At 63.4% G+C, this 17,227-nt stretch carries 9 protein-coding genes and 4 pseudogenes; 5 read left to right on the plus strand and 8 right to left on the minus strand.

Going from position 1 to position 17,227, the window contains the following annotated elements:
* Window positions 1–89: 89 nt before the first annotated feature.
* Window positions 90–1,199, minus strand: a pseudogene (locus ACAG25_RS07725) (IS3 family transposase).
* A gap of 219 nt (window positions 1,200–1,418) precedes the next feature.
* Here ACAG25_RS07725 and ACAG25_RS07730 point away from each other — a divergent pair.
* Window positions 1,419–4,679, plus strand: coding sequence for a TM0106 family RecB-like putative nuclease (locus tag ACAG25_RS07730; protein WP_370487779.1), 3,261 nt, complete (start codon window positions 1,419–1,421; stop codon window positions 4,677–4,679).
* Between the two features lie 73 nt (window positions 4,680–4,752).
* Window positions 4,753–6,387, plus strand: a complete 1,635-nt coding sequence (locus ACAG25_RS07735) for a hypothetical protein (RefSeq protein WP_370487780.1) — start codon at window positions 4,753–4,755, stop codon at window positions 6,385–6,387.
* Window positions 6,388–6,582: 195 nt separating this feature from the next.
* Here the strand turns inward: ACAG25_RS07735 and ACAG25_RS07740 are convergent, their stop codons facing one another.
* From ACAG25_RS07740 to ACAG25_RS07765, 6 genes and pseudogenes are all read right to left on the minus strand, one after another.
* Complete coding sequence (locus ACAG25_RS07740; RefSeq protein WP_370487781.1) at window positions 6,583–6,852, minus strand: hypothetical protein; 270 nt, start codon at window positions 6,850–6,852, stop codon at window positions 6,583–6,585.
* A 41-nt stretch (window positions 6,853–6,893) separates the two neighbouring features.
* Window positions 6,894–7,631: pseudogene (locus ACAG25_RS07745) on the minus strand (IS3 family transposase); the annotation flags it as partial.
* Between the two features lie 149 nt (window positions 7,632–7,780).
* Window positions 7,781–8,554, minus strand: coding sequence for an ExeA family protein (locus ACAG25_RS07750; protein ID WP_226522213.1), 774 nt, complete (start codon window positions 8,552–8,554; stop codon window positions 7,781–7,783).
* A 38-nt stretch (window positions 8,555–8,592) separates the two neighbouring features.
* On the minus strand, window positions 8,593–10,056 hold the full coding sequence (locus ACAG25_RS07755; protein ID WP_370487782.1) for a DDE-type integrase/transposase/recombinase: 1,464 nt from the start codon (window positions 10,054–10,056) through the stop codon (window positions 8,593–8,595).
* 118 nt (window positions 10,057–10,174) lie between these two features.
* Complete coding sequence (locus ACAG25_RS07760; RefSeq protein WP_099962891.1) at window positions 10,175–10,765, minus strand: hypothetical protein; 591 nt, start codon at window positions 10,763–10,765, stop codon at window positions 10,175–10,177.
* Window positions 10,766–10,995: 230 nt separating this feature from the next.
* Window positions 10,996–11,531: pseudogene (locus tag ACAG25_RS07765) on the minus strand (transposase); the annotation flags it as partial.
* A gap of 495 nt (window positions 11,532–12,026) precedes the next feature.
* On the opposite strand from ACAG25_RS07765, the gene istA reads away from it, so the two are divergent.
* Both istA and istB read left to right on the plus strand, forming a co-directional pair.
* Entirely contained in the window at window positions 12,027–13,565 is a 1,539-nt protein-coding gene (istA, locus tag ACAG25_RS07770) for an IS21 family transposase (RefSeq protein WP_370487783.1), read from the plus strand.
* A 120-nt stretch (window positions 13,566–13,685) separates the two neighbouring features.
* Window positions 13,686–14,383 (plus strand): annotated as a pseudogene (gene istB, locus ACAG25_RS07775) (IS21-like element helper ATPase IstB).
* 79 nt (window positions 14,384–14,462) lie between these two features.
* Here the strand turns inward: istB and ACAG25_RS07780 are convergent.
* Window positions 14,463–15,629, minus strand: a complete 1,167-nt coding sequence (locus ACAG25_RS07780) for a hypothetical protein (RefSeq protein ID WP_370487784.1) — start codon at window positions 15,627–15,629, stop codon at window positions 14,463–14,465.
* 110 nt (window positions 15,630–15,739) lie between these two features.
* On the opposite strand from ACAG25_RS07780, the gene ACAG25_RS07785 reads away from it, so the two are divergent.
* A protein-coding gene (locus ACAG25_RS07785; protein WP_370487785.1) for an IS3 family transposase occupies window positions 15,740–17,010 on the plus strand; the annotation gives its coding sequence in 2 pieces (ribosomal slippage) (window positions 15,740–16,013 and window positions 16,013–17,010; 1,272 coding nt in all).
* Window positions 17,011–17,227: the final 217 nt, after the last annotated feature.

Here is a 17,227-nt window from a genome sequence, read left to right on the forward strand (position 1 = left end):
CCGCCGATGGGCAGTACTTATTGGCCGCGGATGGGCATTTTCATGTCCGCCAGTGGGCAGCTTTTCATGTCCGTCGACACACTGGCCAGTCAGGCCGCGTGACCGAGACTGTCACCCGGGCGTGCAGCAGACCCGTGGGCCGTGGTCCACTGTAGAGCGAACTCGGTGGGGGTGAGTTCGCCGTGGGCGCTGTGGGGTCGGTTGGCGTTGTAGTCGCGGCGCCAGTCTTCGATGATCACGCAGGCTTTGAGCAAGGAATCGAATCGCCACGCGTTGAGCAGTACGTCGCGCAGCCGGCCGTTGAACGATTCGACCCAGGCGTTCTGCCAGGCGACCCGGGATCGATGAATAGCGAAGCCGCGCTGTTAAATCGACACCAGTCGTTGACGGCATGAGCCACGAACTCGGGTCCGTTGTCGAAGCGCACGTAGGTCGGTGTGCTGTGAATGATGGCCAGGCGGTCCAGGACGGCCACGACGCCGTCGGCGTTGATGGATCGGTCGACCTCGATCGCGAGCGCTTCGCGGGTGACCTTGTCGATCACGCGGGCCATTTTGAGCGTACGACCGTCGGCGGTGGTGTCGAACTAGAAGTCCATTGCCCAGATGACGTTGGGCCGGGGCGGTGACATCGCCCCGACGACGACGCCGATGCCGGTCAACGCCACGCTGGAGCACCCGCAGGCCTTCAGCGCGCCACAGCTGGCGGCTGCGTTCGTTGTTGACCTGCCAGCCCCGCTCGGCGAGCCATCTTAACTGCTCGCCGCCATCCCCACCGGGGCCGTCGGTGGAGATCTTGCGCAGCCAGACACGCAGCTCGACCTCCTCGGTGCTGATTGGCGGTTGGGTCAGGCACATCGCAAACAGTGCAGGCCCACCACGGTGCAGGCTTGGCGTGGCGATACCCGGAACCGGTCGCCCAGCATCGTCACGGCGCTGCGCTTGCGATTCGGGGTTAGGAGTTTCCCGCTGAGATCTCCTTGAGCATGTCGATGTCGAGGACCTGGTTGGCGACCACTTTGTTGAGCCGGGCGTTTCGGCTTCGAGCTCTTTGAGCCGCTTGGCGTCGTTGGCCTTCACACCGCCGTATTGGGTTACCCAGCGGTGCCAGGTCGACTCGGCGATCTCCGGGTGCCGGCATACCTCGTCGAGCTCGTGGCCCGCCGCCAGCAGCTTGTTACGCTCGGCGAGCTTGCGGATGCTCTGATCCCCTCAGGGTCTCCACCCCCAGGAACATGTCAAAGCTGCAGCCGGTGTCAGCCTGCACCTACAGTGGTGCTAATGCAAGGGGGAGAAGCCACGGAGGGGCGTACAACGCCGCCGTCAGTTTACGAGCGAGTGGTGACGCCATCCAAGGTGAGCGCGTGGCTGGAGTGCCCGCACTACTTGACACTCACGAGTCGAGTCGATGAGGGCTCGATGGAGCGCCCGACTCCGACATTCGGCAGCTTCGCGCGGCTCCTCGCAGACAAGGGTATCGCTCACGAGCAGCAGTGCCTCGAAGAGTATCGCCAGCGAGGTAAGACTGTGTTCGAGGTACCGCCTCGTCGTGAGCGCGAGACCTTCACCGCCTGGGTTGAGCGGATAGGCAATCCGCTTGAGATGGACCACGACGTCGTCTATCAGATGCCATTCGTGCACGATGGCGTCCGCGGCATCGCCGACTTCGTCGAACGGGTTACCACGCCCGACGGCCGCACATCCTTCGAGCCTGTCGATGCGAAGCTGACTCGTACCGAAGCAAAGCCCGGTCACGTCCTACAGTTATGTTTTTACGCAGAAGCGATCGCTCATCTCACCGGCGCTGTCCCGGAGAAGGTGCACGTTTGGCTCGGATCGGCGCGTCGGGAATCATTGCGGGTTAACGAGTTCCAACCATACTGGCGACGATTGCGCAGCCAACTATTTGAGGCGATGACGGCCAGCCCGTCAGTCGACACCACGCCCCGGCGGTGCAACCATTGCGCCTTCTGCGAGTTCAACGCCATCTGTGAACAGCAGTGGCGAGCCGAGGACTCGCTCATCTACATCGCCGGCATCCTGCAGACCGAGGTCGACACTCTCGTCGAGTCGGGCATCACAACGCTGACCGACCTCGCAGCGCGGCCGCCAGTGCCTGGCGCTCTTCGGGCCGAGCGATTGAACCGCCTGATGCGTCAAGCTGAACTGCAAGTGCTGGCCCGTTTACAGGATGCTCCGCCGTACGACGTCGTCACCCCGGCTGCCGATCCGGTGTGGGGCCACGGTTTTGACGAGATGCCCGCTCCCGACGATGGGGATGTCTTCCTCGACTTCGAAGGTCACCCGTTCTGGCGTGCGGATACAGGGCTGTTCTTTTTATTCGGGCTGATCGAGCAGGACGGCCAGGGGGATTGGGTCTATCGCAGCTGGTGGGCACACGACGCGCCGCAGGAGGCGGTAGCGGCGCAGCAGTTGATCGACTACCTGGCTCAGCGGCGGGCGCGATTCCCGAATATGCACGTCTACCACTACAACCACACCGAACGTACAGCGCTTACGGCATTGGCCGAGACCTACGGCGTCGGCGAACAGGATCTGGCGGAACTCGTCAGGACGGGTGCGTTCATCGACCTGTATCTCGTGGCACGCAACAGTCTGCAGGTCGGCACCGAATCGTATGGGCTGAAGCACTTGGAGCGACTCACCGACTTCCGCCGCAGTCACGACATCGACAAAGGGGCGGGAGCTGTCGTCCAATATGAGCAGTTTATGCGCGATGGTGACGCTTCGTCCCTCGTCCCCATCGCTGCCTACAACGAAGACGACGTGCGCGCGACGATGGCACTTCGTGACTGGTTGATCGACCAGAGACCCTCAGACCTCGAATGGCGTGCGGCGCAAATCGAGCCACCACCCGGTATTCCGGCGCTCGACGAGCGTGTACCCAAGCTGCATGCCTACCCCGCGGGCAGCGTTGAACACTTCCTCGGGGACCTCCTGGGCTATTGGTGGCGCGAGTACATGGCCTACCACGCTCCGATCAAAGCGAGATTGCAGCAGGAGACCGATGAGCTGATCGACGACCCAGATACCATCGCCGTACTCCAGCCGATAGGTCTCGTCGAGCGGCTCGGCGCTAAAGACAAGCCGATCACACCCGCAATGCGGTTCGAATTTCCCCAGCAGAACCTTGACCGCTTCCCCCGTGAAGGCGGGACAGTTGCGATGCTCGGTGCCGAAGAGAAGACATGGACGCTCACCGTCTCCAAATTGGACCGTGAAGAACACGCCGTCGAACTCGTCTGGGGCGAGAAGATGCAAGAGGCGAACGTCGTTCCTCGATCGGTCGTGTTGTACGAGTGGGTCGATGGGACACCAAAAGCGCTGGCGCTGCAGTCATTTACCGATGACATCCTTGATCGTCAACACCTTAACGAAGTGACGATGGCTCTACTTCGGCGTGATTTGCCGAAGTTCGTTGGCGACGGCCTCGTCGGTGGTGGCTTCTCCGCCGACCTCGCCGATATGCGGCAATGGGCCACGCGACTTGATAGGTCTTACGTCGCGATACAAGGTCCGCCGGGAGCCGGAAAGACCTACACCGCAGCACAACTCGTCTATACGCTCATCGCCTCCGGCGCGCGTGTCGGGATCACCGCCACGAGCCATCATGCAATTGGCAATCTGCTGGAGGCCATCCTTGCGACGTTCGACGAGCATGGTGACATCGGAGCGCTTCGCGCCGCCCGGAAGCCGAGCGAGGGCGCGGCTCAGCTTCCGCACGTCACCTACTGTCGTGATAATGCCAATTGTGCAAGCGGTGACTACAACCTCGTCGCCGGTACAACATGGCTATTCTCCTCACCTCACATGCGTGCTGCGCCAGTCGATGTTCTGTTGATAGATGAAGCCGGCCAGATGGCGCTAGCTGATGCGCTCGCGGCATCGACCGCTGCAAGGAACTTGATCCTGCTCGGTGATCCGCAACAGCTACCGCAGGTAGCGCAGGCCGCGCATCCGAACGGCTCAGGCGTCAGTGTTCTCGATCATGCAATCGGGGAGCGCGCGACACTGAGTGCTGACCGTGGCGTGTTTCTCCCTGAGACCAGACGCATGCATCCCGACGTGACTGCCTTTATCTCGCAACAGTTCTACGATGGCCGTCTCGCCAGCCATGCCTCCTGCACAACGCAGTCGACCGTTCACGGCACCGGTCTGCGTTGGATCCGCAGTGATCATGTGGGGTGTAGGACATCGTCGGAGCAGGAAGCGAATCTTATCGTCGAGCGAATCGTTGACCTGATGGGTACGCCGTGGACCAACCAAGGTGGCAACACTGCGCCGCTCGAGCCAAGTGACTTCATGGTCGTCGCTCCATACAACGACCAAGTGCGCATAATCCGCGAGCGACTCAGTCAAGATGACCGGTTGCGTGCTGTGCCGGTCGGCACTGTCGACAAGTTCCAGGGACGGGAGGCTGCCGTCGTCTTCTACAGCATGACGACGTCCAGCTCTGCGGACATGACCCGCGGTTCGGACTTCTTGTTCTCGCGAAAGCGGTTGAACGTTGCGATCAGCCGCGCTCGGTGCCTCGCGCACGTGGTATCCACTGAACAATTGCTGCGCACGCGCGCCCGTTCCGTGGAGGACATGCGGTTGATATCGAGCTTGAATGCGTTCGTGGAACAGGCGGACTGCGGACAACGGATCACGTCGTAAGTTCCGAAACGGGCCGCGGGAGAGTAAACCGATGCGCGACTCGGTTAGGAATCCGTAGAAAGGAGTCGCGATAGTGGCGGACGCAACGACACATAGCGAGAGCGGAGACCGGGATGCTGTTAGATCACAGTTCAAGCGCTTAGGCTTCGACGACAAGATTGTGGCTCAGGCCATCGCCGCATACAAGACGGCAGACCAGGCGCAACGGTGGATCGAGGTCTTCGGGCCTTACGCCCTCAGGTCGGAATATTTTCACGAAATCTCAACGTCGAAGCTAAGTCTCGAGGAGTATGAACAGTGGCGGGATGCTGGCGTGGACGGACTCGCCGGCCTTCGGCTCGCGCGGCGACTCAAGGCTAAAGGGATTCTTGCCGAAGACTACGTGTCTTGGACGGCGGCTGGCCTCGAATCGATTGAGCAACTCCTCCCTCATCTGAATACACAGTTCTCCATTGCAGATGCTCTGGCGCTGCTCGATATGTGGGAACAGCCGGGTGCCGAAGGGGCTACTGATTCAACCTCGGAATTGGCCGCGCTCTTGAAGCAGGGCTTGGCAATCGATGAGTTGCGTGTGTTGCTAGCCAGCGGTGTTCGCGGTCATGACGTTTACGCGTGGTACGGAACTCCTATCCCGCACGAAGCGTGGAAAGAATGGATCGATCGCGGAATAAGCAGAGCCGCGGCCGAAATCTACTGGCGGGGTGATATTCCTGCCGGTTCGGCTAAAGAATGGCACCAAGCAGGAGTGCAGGCGTCGGCCGCTGTGGAACTCGTCAGCCTCGGAATGTCGCTGCAGACAGTGCGCAACTGGCTGTCCCTCGGTATATCAGGTGCGGAAGTCGCTGGCTTTAGCGGATTGAGCGTCTCTATCGAGACTGCTCGTGAGTGGCTCACGCGCGGTGTATCGGCCTCGGATGCACTCTACTTCCTTGCGAACGGGGTGTCGTTGGACGTTGCGTGTGAGGCCGTTGCGGGTGGCCTCAATGCGAGGGACGCAGTGGACTATATGGAGAATGGTGCGTCGTTGGAACAAGCTATCAACCTCAGCAAGCGCGGTATTGATGCTCACCAACTCAATCCAGTAGACGGTGGGTTCACGCTGGATCTTGATCCGTGGCAAGTCGATCCCGCCGATCACATGCCTGAAGTAATCGAGCCTGGACGGATCGATGTCACCGTATGGTTGTCTGTATTCGGCGAAGAGCCTCCAGTCGCGTACGACGTGTCATTCGACTGGGACGGCGACCACACGGCGGGCTGGACGGAAGACATCAGCATCCTTAACAACCTGTCTTTCGCTTCGGGTTCACCGGCGCGCGGTGTCCTAAGTTGGTCCAACGACCACGAGGTGGTGCTGACCTATTCCTGGCCAGAGTTTGACTTGTGCGGTTACACCACAATGTCTGTGGGAGCCGCGGACAAGGGAGCTGTTTCGCGGGGGGCAGCGGATCCACGGCATTGGGTTCATTGGGCTGAGAGGCTTGTTGAGTTCGTCATGACCGATCTGGGCTCAAGTCGCGAGCGCAACGATGTTCTGGCTGAGTGGTACATCGATACGCGGGATGGCTCGGAAGTCGATGTACACGAGCTGTTCCGTCAGTATCTTGCATCGGGACCACCGGAGGATTCTCGCCGAGAGTTTCCGGGCTGGTTGGCCGAGTCGATTAAGGTCGGCACTTATCAGCTTGAGGACGGCCCGTTCGATTGAATCGATCGCCTGTTTGGTCAGGTTCGGAGGGTCGCCTCCCGCCACGGACGCATATCGCATCTGCGTGCGGCAAGAATCGTGCCGGCGCTATTGCTCCAGTCGTCGTGGCTCGCCGTCGGTAATAGCCGTCGGTGACAGGCCTTTCTCGATCATGAACCGCAGCAGGAGGTTAATCGCTGATTGCGCCGCAGAGAGCTAAAGGAGCTTCTGCGACTTCGGGTCATTGAAGGCCTGCAACCGGTTAAGAGCCGCTGATACTTGACTCTCGAAATCCGTCAGCTGGTACCAAAGAGTCGTATCATGCGGTAGATCGAGCGTTTTGCGGGCGTGCTCGACCGCGACGCGCATCATCAGGCTCTCCAGATTGGGACCGGTTACTTGACTGCCTGGTCCCGAGACAGCTGCTGCGGCCGCCGCTGCGGCGCCTGTACTTGCGAGCCCGCCAAGCATCGCAAGCCCGCCCATCTGACCCCTCCCGGCGAGTCCGGAGGCTGCATTCGTTTGAATCACCCCGCCTTCGGTGGGGTGCGTTTGTGATCGTAGTGGAGCTTCTCGACGGCCTCGGGGGTGAAGTCGTCGAGGTACTCGTGCGGCCGCTCAGTGTTGAACCAGACCACCCATTCGGCGGTGGCCAGCTCGACCTGGTTGACGTCCCGCCACGGGCCTTGCCGGCGGATCACTTCGTTCTTGAACGACCCGACCGTCGTCTCGGCCAACGCGTTGTCCAGGGCATCGCCGACCGAGCCGACGGAGGGATCCACTCCTTCGTCGATGAGGCGCTGGGTGAACGCCACCGAGGTGTACTGGCTGCCCGCGTCGCTGTGCGCAATCAACCCGCGCAGGCTGGTGGTGCCGTCCTGGGTACGGGTGAAGAACGCATGCTCGACGGCGTCAAGGACAAGGTCGGTGGTCATGGACCGGGCGGCCCGCCAGCCGACAATACGGCGGCTGTAGGCGTCGATGACGAAGGCCACGTAGACGAACCCCGTCCACGTCGCCACATAGGTAAAGTCGGCTACCCACAAGCGATTTGGCGCACAGGCGTAGAACCGGCGGTCCACCAAGTCTGGGTAACGCTGGTGCGTGTCGTCGGCGACGGTGGTCTTGTGCTTGGACCCGTACCGGGCACCCTCCCAACCCCGTTCACGCATGATCCGCTCCACCGTGCAACGCGCCACGTCGTGGCCCTGGCCGCGTAGCCAGATCCACAACTTGCGCGATCCCAACGTCTGTTGGCCGTCGTTGAAGACGACGATGTCGGCGTCATCGGTGTTGATGACGGTGCACTGATGAGAACGCCCCGCTCGACTGTGGCGAGCGGGGCGTTGGTGGTCTCGGTGACGGGATCCTTGTCGCGGTGATGTGGTTGTAGCCGTGGTGAAGCGGGTCGGGTTCAGTCGGTTGCTGTTTCGCTGATGGCGATGCGGGCGGCTTTCTCCCCGACGATGGAGTGCCCGGCGGCGAACGCGGCCGTGAGCGCGTGCAGGGCGAGATTGTTGACCGCACGCGGATGTCCACGGGAGGCGTTGTGGATCAGGGTCATCGCGTCGTCGGCGAACAGCGCATCGGAGCGGCCGGCGATCTTGGTGTGATGCCCGATGTAGTCGGCGGTGTCGGCCGCTGTCATGCCGGGCAGGGTGTAGCGCACGGCGATGCGCTGATCCAACGCGGCCAGAACACCCAGACGCAGTCGGTGCCGCAGGGTGGGTTGCCCGACCAGGACCACGGCGAACGGTGAACCACTGTCCATGTCGTGGTTGGTCAGCAGCCGGATCGCTTCGAGTTGATGGTTGTCGAGCAGGTGGGCTTCATCGACGACTAACACGGGGTTGCGGCCACGTTCAGCGTGCTCGGCGGCCAAGGCGTCTGCGGCTTGGGGAGCCAGCCGGGCGGTGTGAAACGCCGGGGTGTGCCCGAGGGTGGCCACGATGTGGGTGAGCATGCCGCGCACCCCGATGGTGGGGTTGGCGAGGTAGATGATTACGTGGCGCGCCGGATCCAAGGAGGTGGCTGCCGCGCGGATCGCGACGGTTTTGCCAGCGCCGACTTCGCCGGTGATGACGCCGATGGCGCATTGGTCCACACACCAGCCGATGCGGGCGATCGCTTCGCTGTGGCCGGGGTGGCGGTGCAGCATCGACGGCGCCAGATCCCGCCCGAACGGCATCCGTGTGAAGCCCCAATGTGATTGCAGCCGTTGAATACTCACGCCGACACCCCGTCCTCGAACTCGTCCTCGGTGGGGGCGAGGTCGGTGATCGAGAGCTGAGCGGCGACCTGGTCGTCGTCGGAGTCGGTTCCGTAGAGGGCGTGATAGCCGATACGTTCATCCTCACGCAGCTGCTCGTGATGGGCGGCAGCGGTCAACGCCAGGTAATCGATCCCCGTCGTTGCCGGCGGGGTCTCGACGGTCTCGGGTCGGGCTTTCGGGTGGGCATGGCGGCTGATGGTGTGCGGTGTCGCGGCACCGAAACTCTGGTCGCGGTGGCGGACCTCGACGGTCTGCAGGTCGAACGGGGAGAACACCAGCTCCACGCGGCGCCCGGCCAGGGCGGGGTCGACCTGGTAGGTGTTGGAATGCAGGGAGACGGTGGCGGTCTTGGTCACCACCCGAAATTCCGACCACAAGAACGCCTCGGTCAGATCCGCCGCCGTCGGCAACTCCGGAGTGTGACCAAGGCGGTCCCAGCCGGTGTCCCAGCGCTCCAGTGGGGATTGCCCGGTCTCGGTATGGGTGCGGCGGTGGTATTCGGTCTCGACCCAGGCCATGAACAGCCGGTTGAGCTCCAACAGCGCACCGGCATGATCGACCCCGGCGGCGGCGAGGTCCTCGGTGGTGGTGTCGGTGACCTCAACGAGGAACTGCCCACGCACGGTGCGGAAGAACCGTTCGATCTTGCCCCGTCCCTGCGGGCGCCCGGGCGCCGAATGTACCAGTCGGATACCGAGTTTCGCGCACGCCCGCAGCAGCCAGGCATCGACGAACGCCGAACCATTGTCGACATAAATCGAGGCTGGCACGCCGCGGGCGGCCAGCGCGGGTTTGAGCGCGGCCGCCAGACGCACGGTGTCCTCGGCGAACCCGAACCGGTGACCGACCACCAACCGAGAATGGTCGTCGAGGAAGGCGAACAGGTAGGTCTTGCGGTCACCGACCCGCGGACCGTGCAGAGCATCCCCGACCCACAGTTCGTTGGGGTCGGCGGCTTCGAACCGGCCGAACACCTCCCTGGCGCCACCGGCGGCCGAGCCCATCAGCTCGCAGCGATGGAAATGGCGCAGCAGGGTCGATTCCGAGGGTGCCCATCCGGTCGCGGTGCGCAGGATGCGGGCCACCTGGGCGGTGGTGCGTGACGGATTCTCCCGCTTCAACGAGGCGGCCAGCTCCAGCACCCCCACATCGGTGCGGGTGGCCAGCCGGCGCGGCTCGGGCACCAACGCTTCGAACCCGCCGGCCCGGTAGCGACGGATCCAACGGTCCAGGGTGGCTCGCGCGATCTGGACCTGGGTGCCGAACGGGTCGATATGGCGACGTTCGGCGATCTCGCGGACCAGCCGACCCCGTTGGCGGGTCGATAACCCCTCGTCCAGCGCCGGGCAGATCAGCTGATACCGGAACAGTCCGATCGCCTGGGCCCGCTCCCGACGCTTGTGCTCCTCCAATGACACCGCAGTGCCCTCCTCGCAGTCGAAGGCCCTGCCCGAAACCAATGCCGGGCAGGTGCCTTCGCGAGGATCACCGATCACGCCGCGCCGCGTCAGAGGCAACTGGTGTTGCGTACCGGACCTACCGCATCCAGGACCAGCCCGGTGAGAGCAGCCGGCCGCCGCTGACCGCGACCAGCACCTGTGCCGGCGTCACCGCGCCCACCAAGCCGGCCGGTCCGAACCGCTGCCGGATCGCCGCCGCCGCGGCGTTGACCGCCGCCACCACGTCACCCCAGGGACTGCTCCGCTCGTCGGGAATCGTCACATCGATCCCGACTCGAACCGCCACCATGAGGAACCGCGCCCGAACCGCCTCAAGTCGCCCGCCGGCCCGACGTAGCCAGCCGCGGACCGTGGCCGCCGGAACCCGCAACTGCTCAGCGATCTGCCGATACCCCCGCCCGTGGCCGCGCAGCGACAAAGACTCCCAAATCACCTGTGCCGCATAAGCCCTACGCAGCAACACCGTGACCGGCAACAACACATGGGTCACCAGACACGACCGGCACCGCGCCCGCCGCGGCCGAACCGCACCGGCCAGACCGACGACACGGCGAGTGCGGGCGAATCCCCAGCCGCCAAGAACACCCTGCGAGCACGCCGGGCAGCTGATCTGGCCAGCTGCCAACCGGGACTCGACGCAGACCAGATCAGCCTCTACCGTCACCATCAGTGCCTCCGTGCACTACAGCGCGGCACCCTGCGAGCCCGCCAAGACTTCGGCGGGGTGCCGCGCACCCATCAGTTTCTCATCACACTGATGGTGCACACCACCAAGCTCAAGCCAGCGGGCCACGCCACCGATCACATCGGCAAGACCAATGACGAATGGCCACCCCGTGATAGCCATCCAGAGAGACGGTCAACAAACGTCTGAACGAACCGGCCCTTCTTCTTGTCTTCCCTTGCCGCGGTGATGATCTCGACCATCTCGGCGTCACGCAGTTGGCGCCGCGTCGGGGTCTTAACGATCCACTCGTAGAAGGTCGACGGGCTGATCGGGATGCCATGTTCGGAGAGCACGGCACACATGGGCTCGACACCCCAGCGCAGCCCGGCCCCGCCGTCGGGGCCGACCACCTGGTGGTCCTTGTGTTCGGCGATGAACCGGATCACCGTCTCCCGGGCCGGTCGAGCTCGGCCCCGAAGAAAATCGCCGCTGCTTTCAAGATTTCATTGGCCCGACGCAGCTCGGCGATCTCCTTGCGCAACGCCTTGTTCTCCTCGGACATCTGCGTCGTGACACCGGGACGTTGGCCGGTGTCGATCTCCGAGCGCCGGATCCAGGTCCTCAGGGTCTCGGGTGTGCCGATCCCCAACATGCCCGCGACCGCGGTGATCGCCGCCCACTGCGACGGGTACTGCGGGCGCACCTCGGCGACCATGCGCACCGCACGCTCACGCAGTTCCTCGGGGTACTTGCTGACACGTCCCATAACTCAGATCCTCCCAAGATCGGGAGCCTCCGGAAACGCCGGGAGGGGTCAATCATCCCACCGGGTCCGAATGCAGCGAGACTACTGGTGACAGCTGCCGCCCCGAACACCCCCGCCGGCGCGGCTACAGCTAGTCCGACCGGGCCGGCTGCTAGCAGGGCTACCCCAGCGGCGGCGGTGAGTACGCGTCCCCAGGGAACTCCACCCTTCGGCGACACGCACTCCTGTACCTCTTTGATTGCTGTGCCCGCTGCTTTACCGATGCGACGCGTGAATCCGAGTTCGACCGCGATGTCCTCAAGTGCTGTCAGCGGTCACGTAATTCCCCAGGTGTGAGGGGTTGTCCGTCACGTATTTCCTCACCCGCCGTCACGTAATTCCCCACCCCTTGGGGCGTGTCCGGTCGGGGTTGGGGTGCTGCTCAGGTTCGCTCCGTTCAAGAGCCCCGCCCGGGGCCTTGGAAGGGGCCTTGAGTTGGCGAGGAGATCGTGGAACGTGACCGACTTTGTGGAGATGTTCCGGCACTGGCATGCCGGCCGATCCCAGGTGCAGATCTATGACGCGTTGGGTATCGACCGCAAAACCATCCGCAAGTATGTGGCACCGGCCATCGCGGAAGGCCTGGAGCCCGCGCCGGAGGAGCCCTTCGATGAGCAGGTGTGGCGGGATCGGATCGGGCGGTGGTTCCCGGAGCTGATCGATCCGAGCGTGCGGGCGCTGACCTGGGATCAGATCGCGGTGCACCACGAGTGGATCGCCGAGCAGCTCGACGTGCCGGTCACGGTGGCCACCATCGCCCAACGCCTGCGCGATGATCGGCGTGTGGATGTTTCTGAGTCGACGGTGCGGCGTTACATCGCAACGAGATTCGCCGAACAGCACCTCGAAGAGAAGGTGACCGTGCCCCGCGGTGCGGTCGACCCGGGCAGCGAAGCCCAGATCGATTACGGCAAGTTGGGGATGTGGCTCGACCCGGCGACGGGCCGCCGCGTGGCGGTGTGGGTGTTCGCGATGATCCTGTCCTGCTCGAGGTCGTTGTTCATCCAGCCGGTGCTGCGGATGGATCAACGCTCGTGGAATGCCTCTCATGTCGCGGCGTTCGAGTTCTTCGGAGGCGTCCCGGCCCGGCTGGTCTGTGACAACCTCAAGACCGGAGTGATCCGCCCCGATCTGTATGACCCGCTGATCAACCTGGCCTACGGGGAGCTGGCGGCGTTCTACGGCGCGCTGATCGACCCCGCGCGGGCCAACAAACCCAAAGACAAACCACGTGTCGAGCGACCCATGCCCTACATTCGCGACTCGTTCTGGGCCGGCCGCCAGTTCGAGTCGATCACGCAGATGCAGCGTGAGGGACTGCGCTGGTCGACCGAGGTCTACGGTACCCACAAGCACCGCGGCCTCGACGGTGCCACCCCGGCATCGGTATTCAACTCTGTTGAGCGGGATTCGTTGATGTCGTTGCCGCGCAGACCGTTTGAACCTGTCGTCTACACCGTGGGCACGGTGGCCCCGGACTGTCACGTCAAATCCGGGAAAGCGTTCTACTCGGTGCCCTGGCGGCTGCTGGGCCAGAAAGTCACCGTCCGCGCCGCCGGGGACGTGGTGCAGATCTTCCACCACGACGCGGTGGTGGCCACCCACGTCCTACATCTGTCTGGGCGCTCGACGAACTTCGAGCACTACCCGCCGCACAAGGTCGCCCACACCCTGCGCACCGTCACGTGGTGCCGCACCCAGGCCGAGCGGATCGGACCCAGCGCGGTGGCCATCGTGGCGGAGCTGTCGGAGGTCAACGCCATCCATCGACTGCGCGCCATCCAGGGCATCATCGCCCTACGTGACCGCTACGGCGCCCCGCGCCTGGATGCCGCCTGCGCCCGGGCCCTGGAGGTGGGCGATCCGCGGTATCGCACCGTCAAAGGCATCCTGGCCGCCGGCACCGAGGCCGGCGACACCCCTGCGGCTGGCGCACCCATGCCGCCGGCGCTGCTGCGCGGACCGCAAGCCTTCGACACCGAGCGCACCGCATAGCCGCTGCGGCGGGACGCCGCGTTCCTATTCTGCTGCAACCACATTCATACGGAAGAGACTGTTGTGACTGTTCATGACCCGAGCCTGCGGGCTGCGTTGAAGACCCTGAAATTGACCGGCATGCTCGACACCCTCGACGCCCGTCTGGCCCAAACCCGTGACGGCAAACTGGGGCACCTGGAGTTTCTGCAGGTGCTCTGCGAAGACGAGATCGGCCGCCGCGAATCAGCCGCGCTGGCGCGGCGAGTCCGCCGCGCCCGCTTCGAGCAACCCAACACCTTCGACGACTTCGACTTCACCGTCAGCCCGAAACTGCCGGCGGCGATGCTGCGGGACCTGGCCGCGCTGCGCTGGCTCGACGCCGGGGAGTCGGTGATCCTCTCGGGCCGGTCGGGGTCGGCAAAACCCATGTGGCACAAGCGCTTGGACATCAAGTCGCCCGCCGAGGCGGCGACATCCGCTTCGTCAAATGCTCCCGCATGCTCGCCGATCTGGCCGGTGGCCACGCCGACCGCACCATCGGCCAACGCATGCGCGAATACACCCGCCCACTCGTGCTGATTGTCGATGATTTCGCGATGCGCGAGCACACCCCTACCCAGAGCGACGATCTCTACGACCTCGTTTCTGATCGGGCCATCGCCGGCAAACCGTTGATTTTGACCAGCAACCGGGCCCCGAAGGACTGGTATCCGCTGTTCCCGAACCCGGTCGTCGCTGAATCGCTACTCGACCGACTGATCAACACCAGCCACCAAGTCCTAATGGACGGACCGTCCTACCGACCCCGGAAACGACCCGGACCCGCCACCACCTGACAACCCTCCGCACCGCCCGCTACCCTCACCACAGCAGGGCCCGAACATGAGGAATTACGTGACGGCAACCCCTGAGGAATTACGTGACCGTCGGCAGTGCAAGTGGTACAGCCGCACCGGGGTCGATGTCATAAGGCGTGACCGGATTGGTCAGAGCGAGAACAACTAGTTCGCCGACGGCCTCATGGATCTCCCAGCGATGGGGCAGACGCGGGAGGCCGCCGTTGGCTAGCTCCAGCATCTCGGGAGAGAGGAGTTGACCGCCATCCTGCAGCAGCTGGGCCGCTACGTCATCGCGGAGGATGCGCAGCGCAGCGCGATAGCGAGACCTAACCCCTTCATCCTTGATGTTGTTGGCGACAGCTTCCGCAAAATGTTGGAGCAGAAGCATCGAGGCCTCACCGTCCCCCATACGTACAGCAATTTCAGCCGGTGCCCGTGCCACATCCTTAGTGGGATAGAGAACGTCAGCGACAAGTGCTGAGACGGACGATTCACCTAAATAGGTGGCGGCATCGTGGCCGCTGATCGTCGTGAGTAGGAAGTCCTGTGCTCCAGGGAATGTACTAGCGAGACCGCGCCCGCCGGTGACGATGTCACGGACATTGAGGAAGTTCGACCAGTCATCAACGCGCGAGTAGGGGAATTTCTTTAGCAGCCGCTCACCGCCTTCGTGGAGAGCGCGAATATTCGCTGGGCTTCCGATCGTGATGAATCGACGTACATGGAGGTTCTCTGGAAGGTGGTCGAGTAGGTCAATTGCGATGACGGACCCGAGGCTGTGGGCGATGAGGATGACGTCGCCGTAGGACGGCAGGTGGTCGATGATGTGGTTCATAACGTCCGCCCGAACCTTGTCATCGCGGACGTATCGCCGTACCTGGTCGAGATCCATGAATGGCGCGTGACCAAAGATGAACTCAGGCGCGAATTCCCAAACAGGGGTGGGTATCAGATTGAACCCGAACGTCCTGACCCCGTGCTGAATCCGGAGCAGTCGCTGCACATGAGCTTGCCTACGCTCGAATTCCTGGCGCGAAGAATGGTCGTCCTTCGCTCTGTAGGTTACAGGCGGAAGCTTGCCAGAGCGGCCTTCCGTCCTGAGGTACGAGGAGTAGCGCGGTGCGATGACTTGTTCGCGCTCGATCGGGTCATGGCCGGCTTGGGCAAGTCCCCGGTTCAGTCCGTCCAGCCATGAGTACTTGGGATCACCGTCACCAATTCCGTGCAAGAAGACGATCTTCATGGATTCCCTCCCGTTGGCTGCGCCCGCCGCGTGATTGACCGATGCTCACCGCCATTTGAACCACCCCGGGTTTGATGCACACCTTCTTTCGAGGGAAGGTTGTCCGCATCATGCCGAAGAAGTACGACGACGAGTTCAAGGCCCGAGCGGTGCGGTTGGTCATCGACCATGCCGAGGAGTACGACACCCGCACGGCGTGCATCACCGCAGTCGCCAAGCGGCTGGGAGTGTCCTACGAAACGATGCGCCGGTGGGTCAACCAGTCCGAGGTCGACACCGGGGTCCGTGACGGGTTGCCGACCGACGCCGCCCGTGAGTTACGTGAACTCAAGCGCAAGAACCGCGAGCTTGAAGAAACCATCGAAATCCTCAAGGCAGCAACAAGTTTCTTCGTGCGGGAGAGCGACCCGCGACACCGCTGATCTGTGCGTTCATTGCCGAGCATCGTGCTCGGTTCGGGGTCGCTTCGATCTGCCGGGTGCTCACCGAGCACGGCTGCCAGATTGCCCCGAGAACCTTCTATGCGTGGCTGGCTCGTCCCCCGTCAGCGCGGGCACTGTGGGACACGGTCATCACCGAGGTGCTGGCCGGCTACTACGAGCCCGGCGAGCACGGACGACGCAAGCCCGAGTCGCTCTACGGCGCCACGAAGATGTGGGCTCACCTGCAGCGCCGGGGCATCACGGTGGCTCGCTGCACCGTGGAGCGGTTGATGCGGTCCCAGGGTTGGCAAGGTGTGCGCCGGCGCAAGAAGGTCCGCACCACCATTGTTGATCCGGCGGCGGCGCGGGCCGCTGATCTGGTGAAACGCCAGTTCCGGGTGCCGGCGCCCAACGTGCTGCTGGTGGCGGACTTCACCTACGTCCGACTGTCCAGCGGAGCGTTCGTCTACACCGCGTTCGCCGTCGATGCCTACGCGGGCCGGATCGTCGGGTGGACCTGCTCGGCCAGCAAAGAGGACAGGTTTGTCCGCCAAGCGATCCGCCACGCCGCACAACTCCGCGTCAATGAAGGTAATCCGCTGTTGGGAAATACCATTCACCATAGCGATGCCGGGTCCCAGTACACGTCTGTGCGGTTCGGGGAAACCCTGGCCCTGTCCGGCCTGGTGGCCTCGATCGGCACGGTCGGGGATGCTTTCGACAACGCCTTGGCGGAGACGACGATAGGGCTGTACAAGACCGAAGCCGTCCGGGAGGACTCACCGTTTCGGCGAGGCCCTCTGCACCGCCTGACCGACGTCGAACTGCTCACCGCCGAGTGGGTGCACTGGTACAACACCGACCGGCTCATGCACCGCCTGGGCCGCATCCCACCCATCGACTACGAGACCGTCCATTACGCTACGAACGCAGCCCACTCAGAGGCTGCGCACCAATAACCGGTGTGCATCAAACCCGGGGCGATTCAATTCGACACTGAGGACTTACCGTACTAGTTGAGTTTTCCAGTAGAGGTATATCTGCGCTTATCTGATTCTGCGCAGCGAGCTCGTGATAGAACTCGGCTCAGCGGCCGCGTGGTGAACGAAGGTACGGCGGTTGAATATGTCGTTGATGGAGGCGAGCGTTGGCAAAGCGACTGACTCGGGAGGATCG

The sequence above is a fragment of the Mycobacterium sp. pV006 genome (genome assembly GCF_041287115.1).
Taxonomy (GTDB): domain Bacteria; phylum Actinomycetota; class Actinomycetes; order Mycobacteriales; family Mycobacteriaceae; genus Mycobacterium.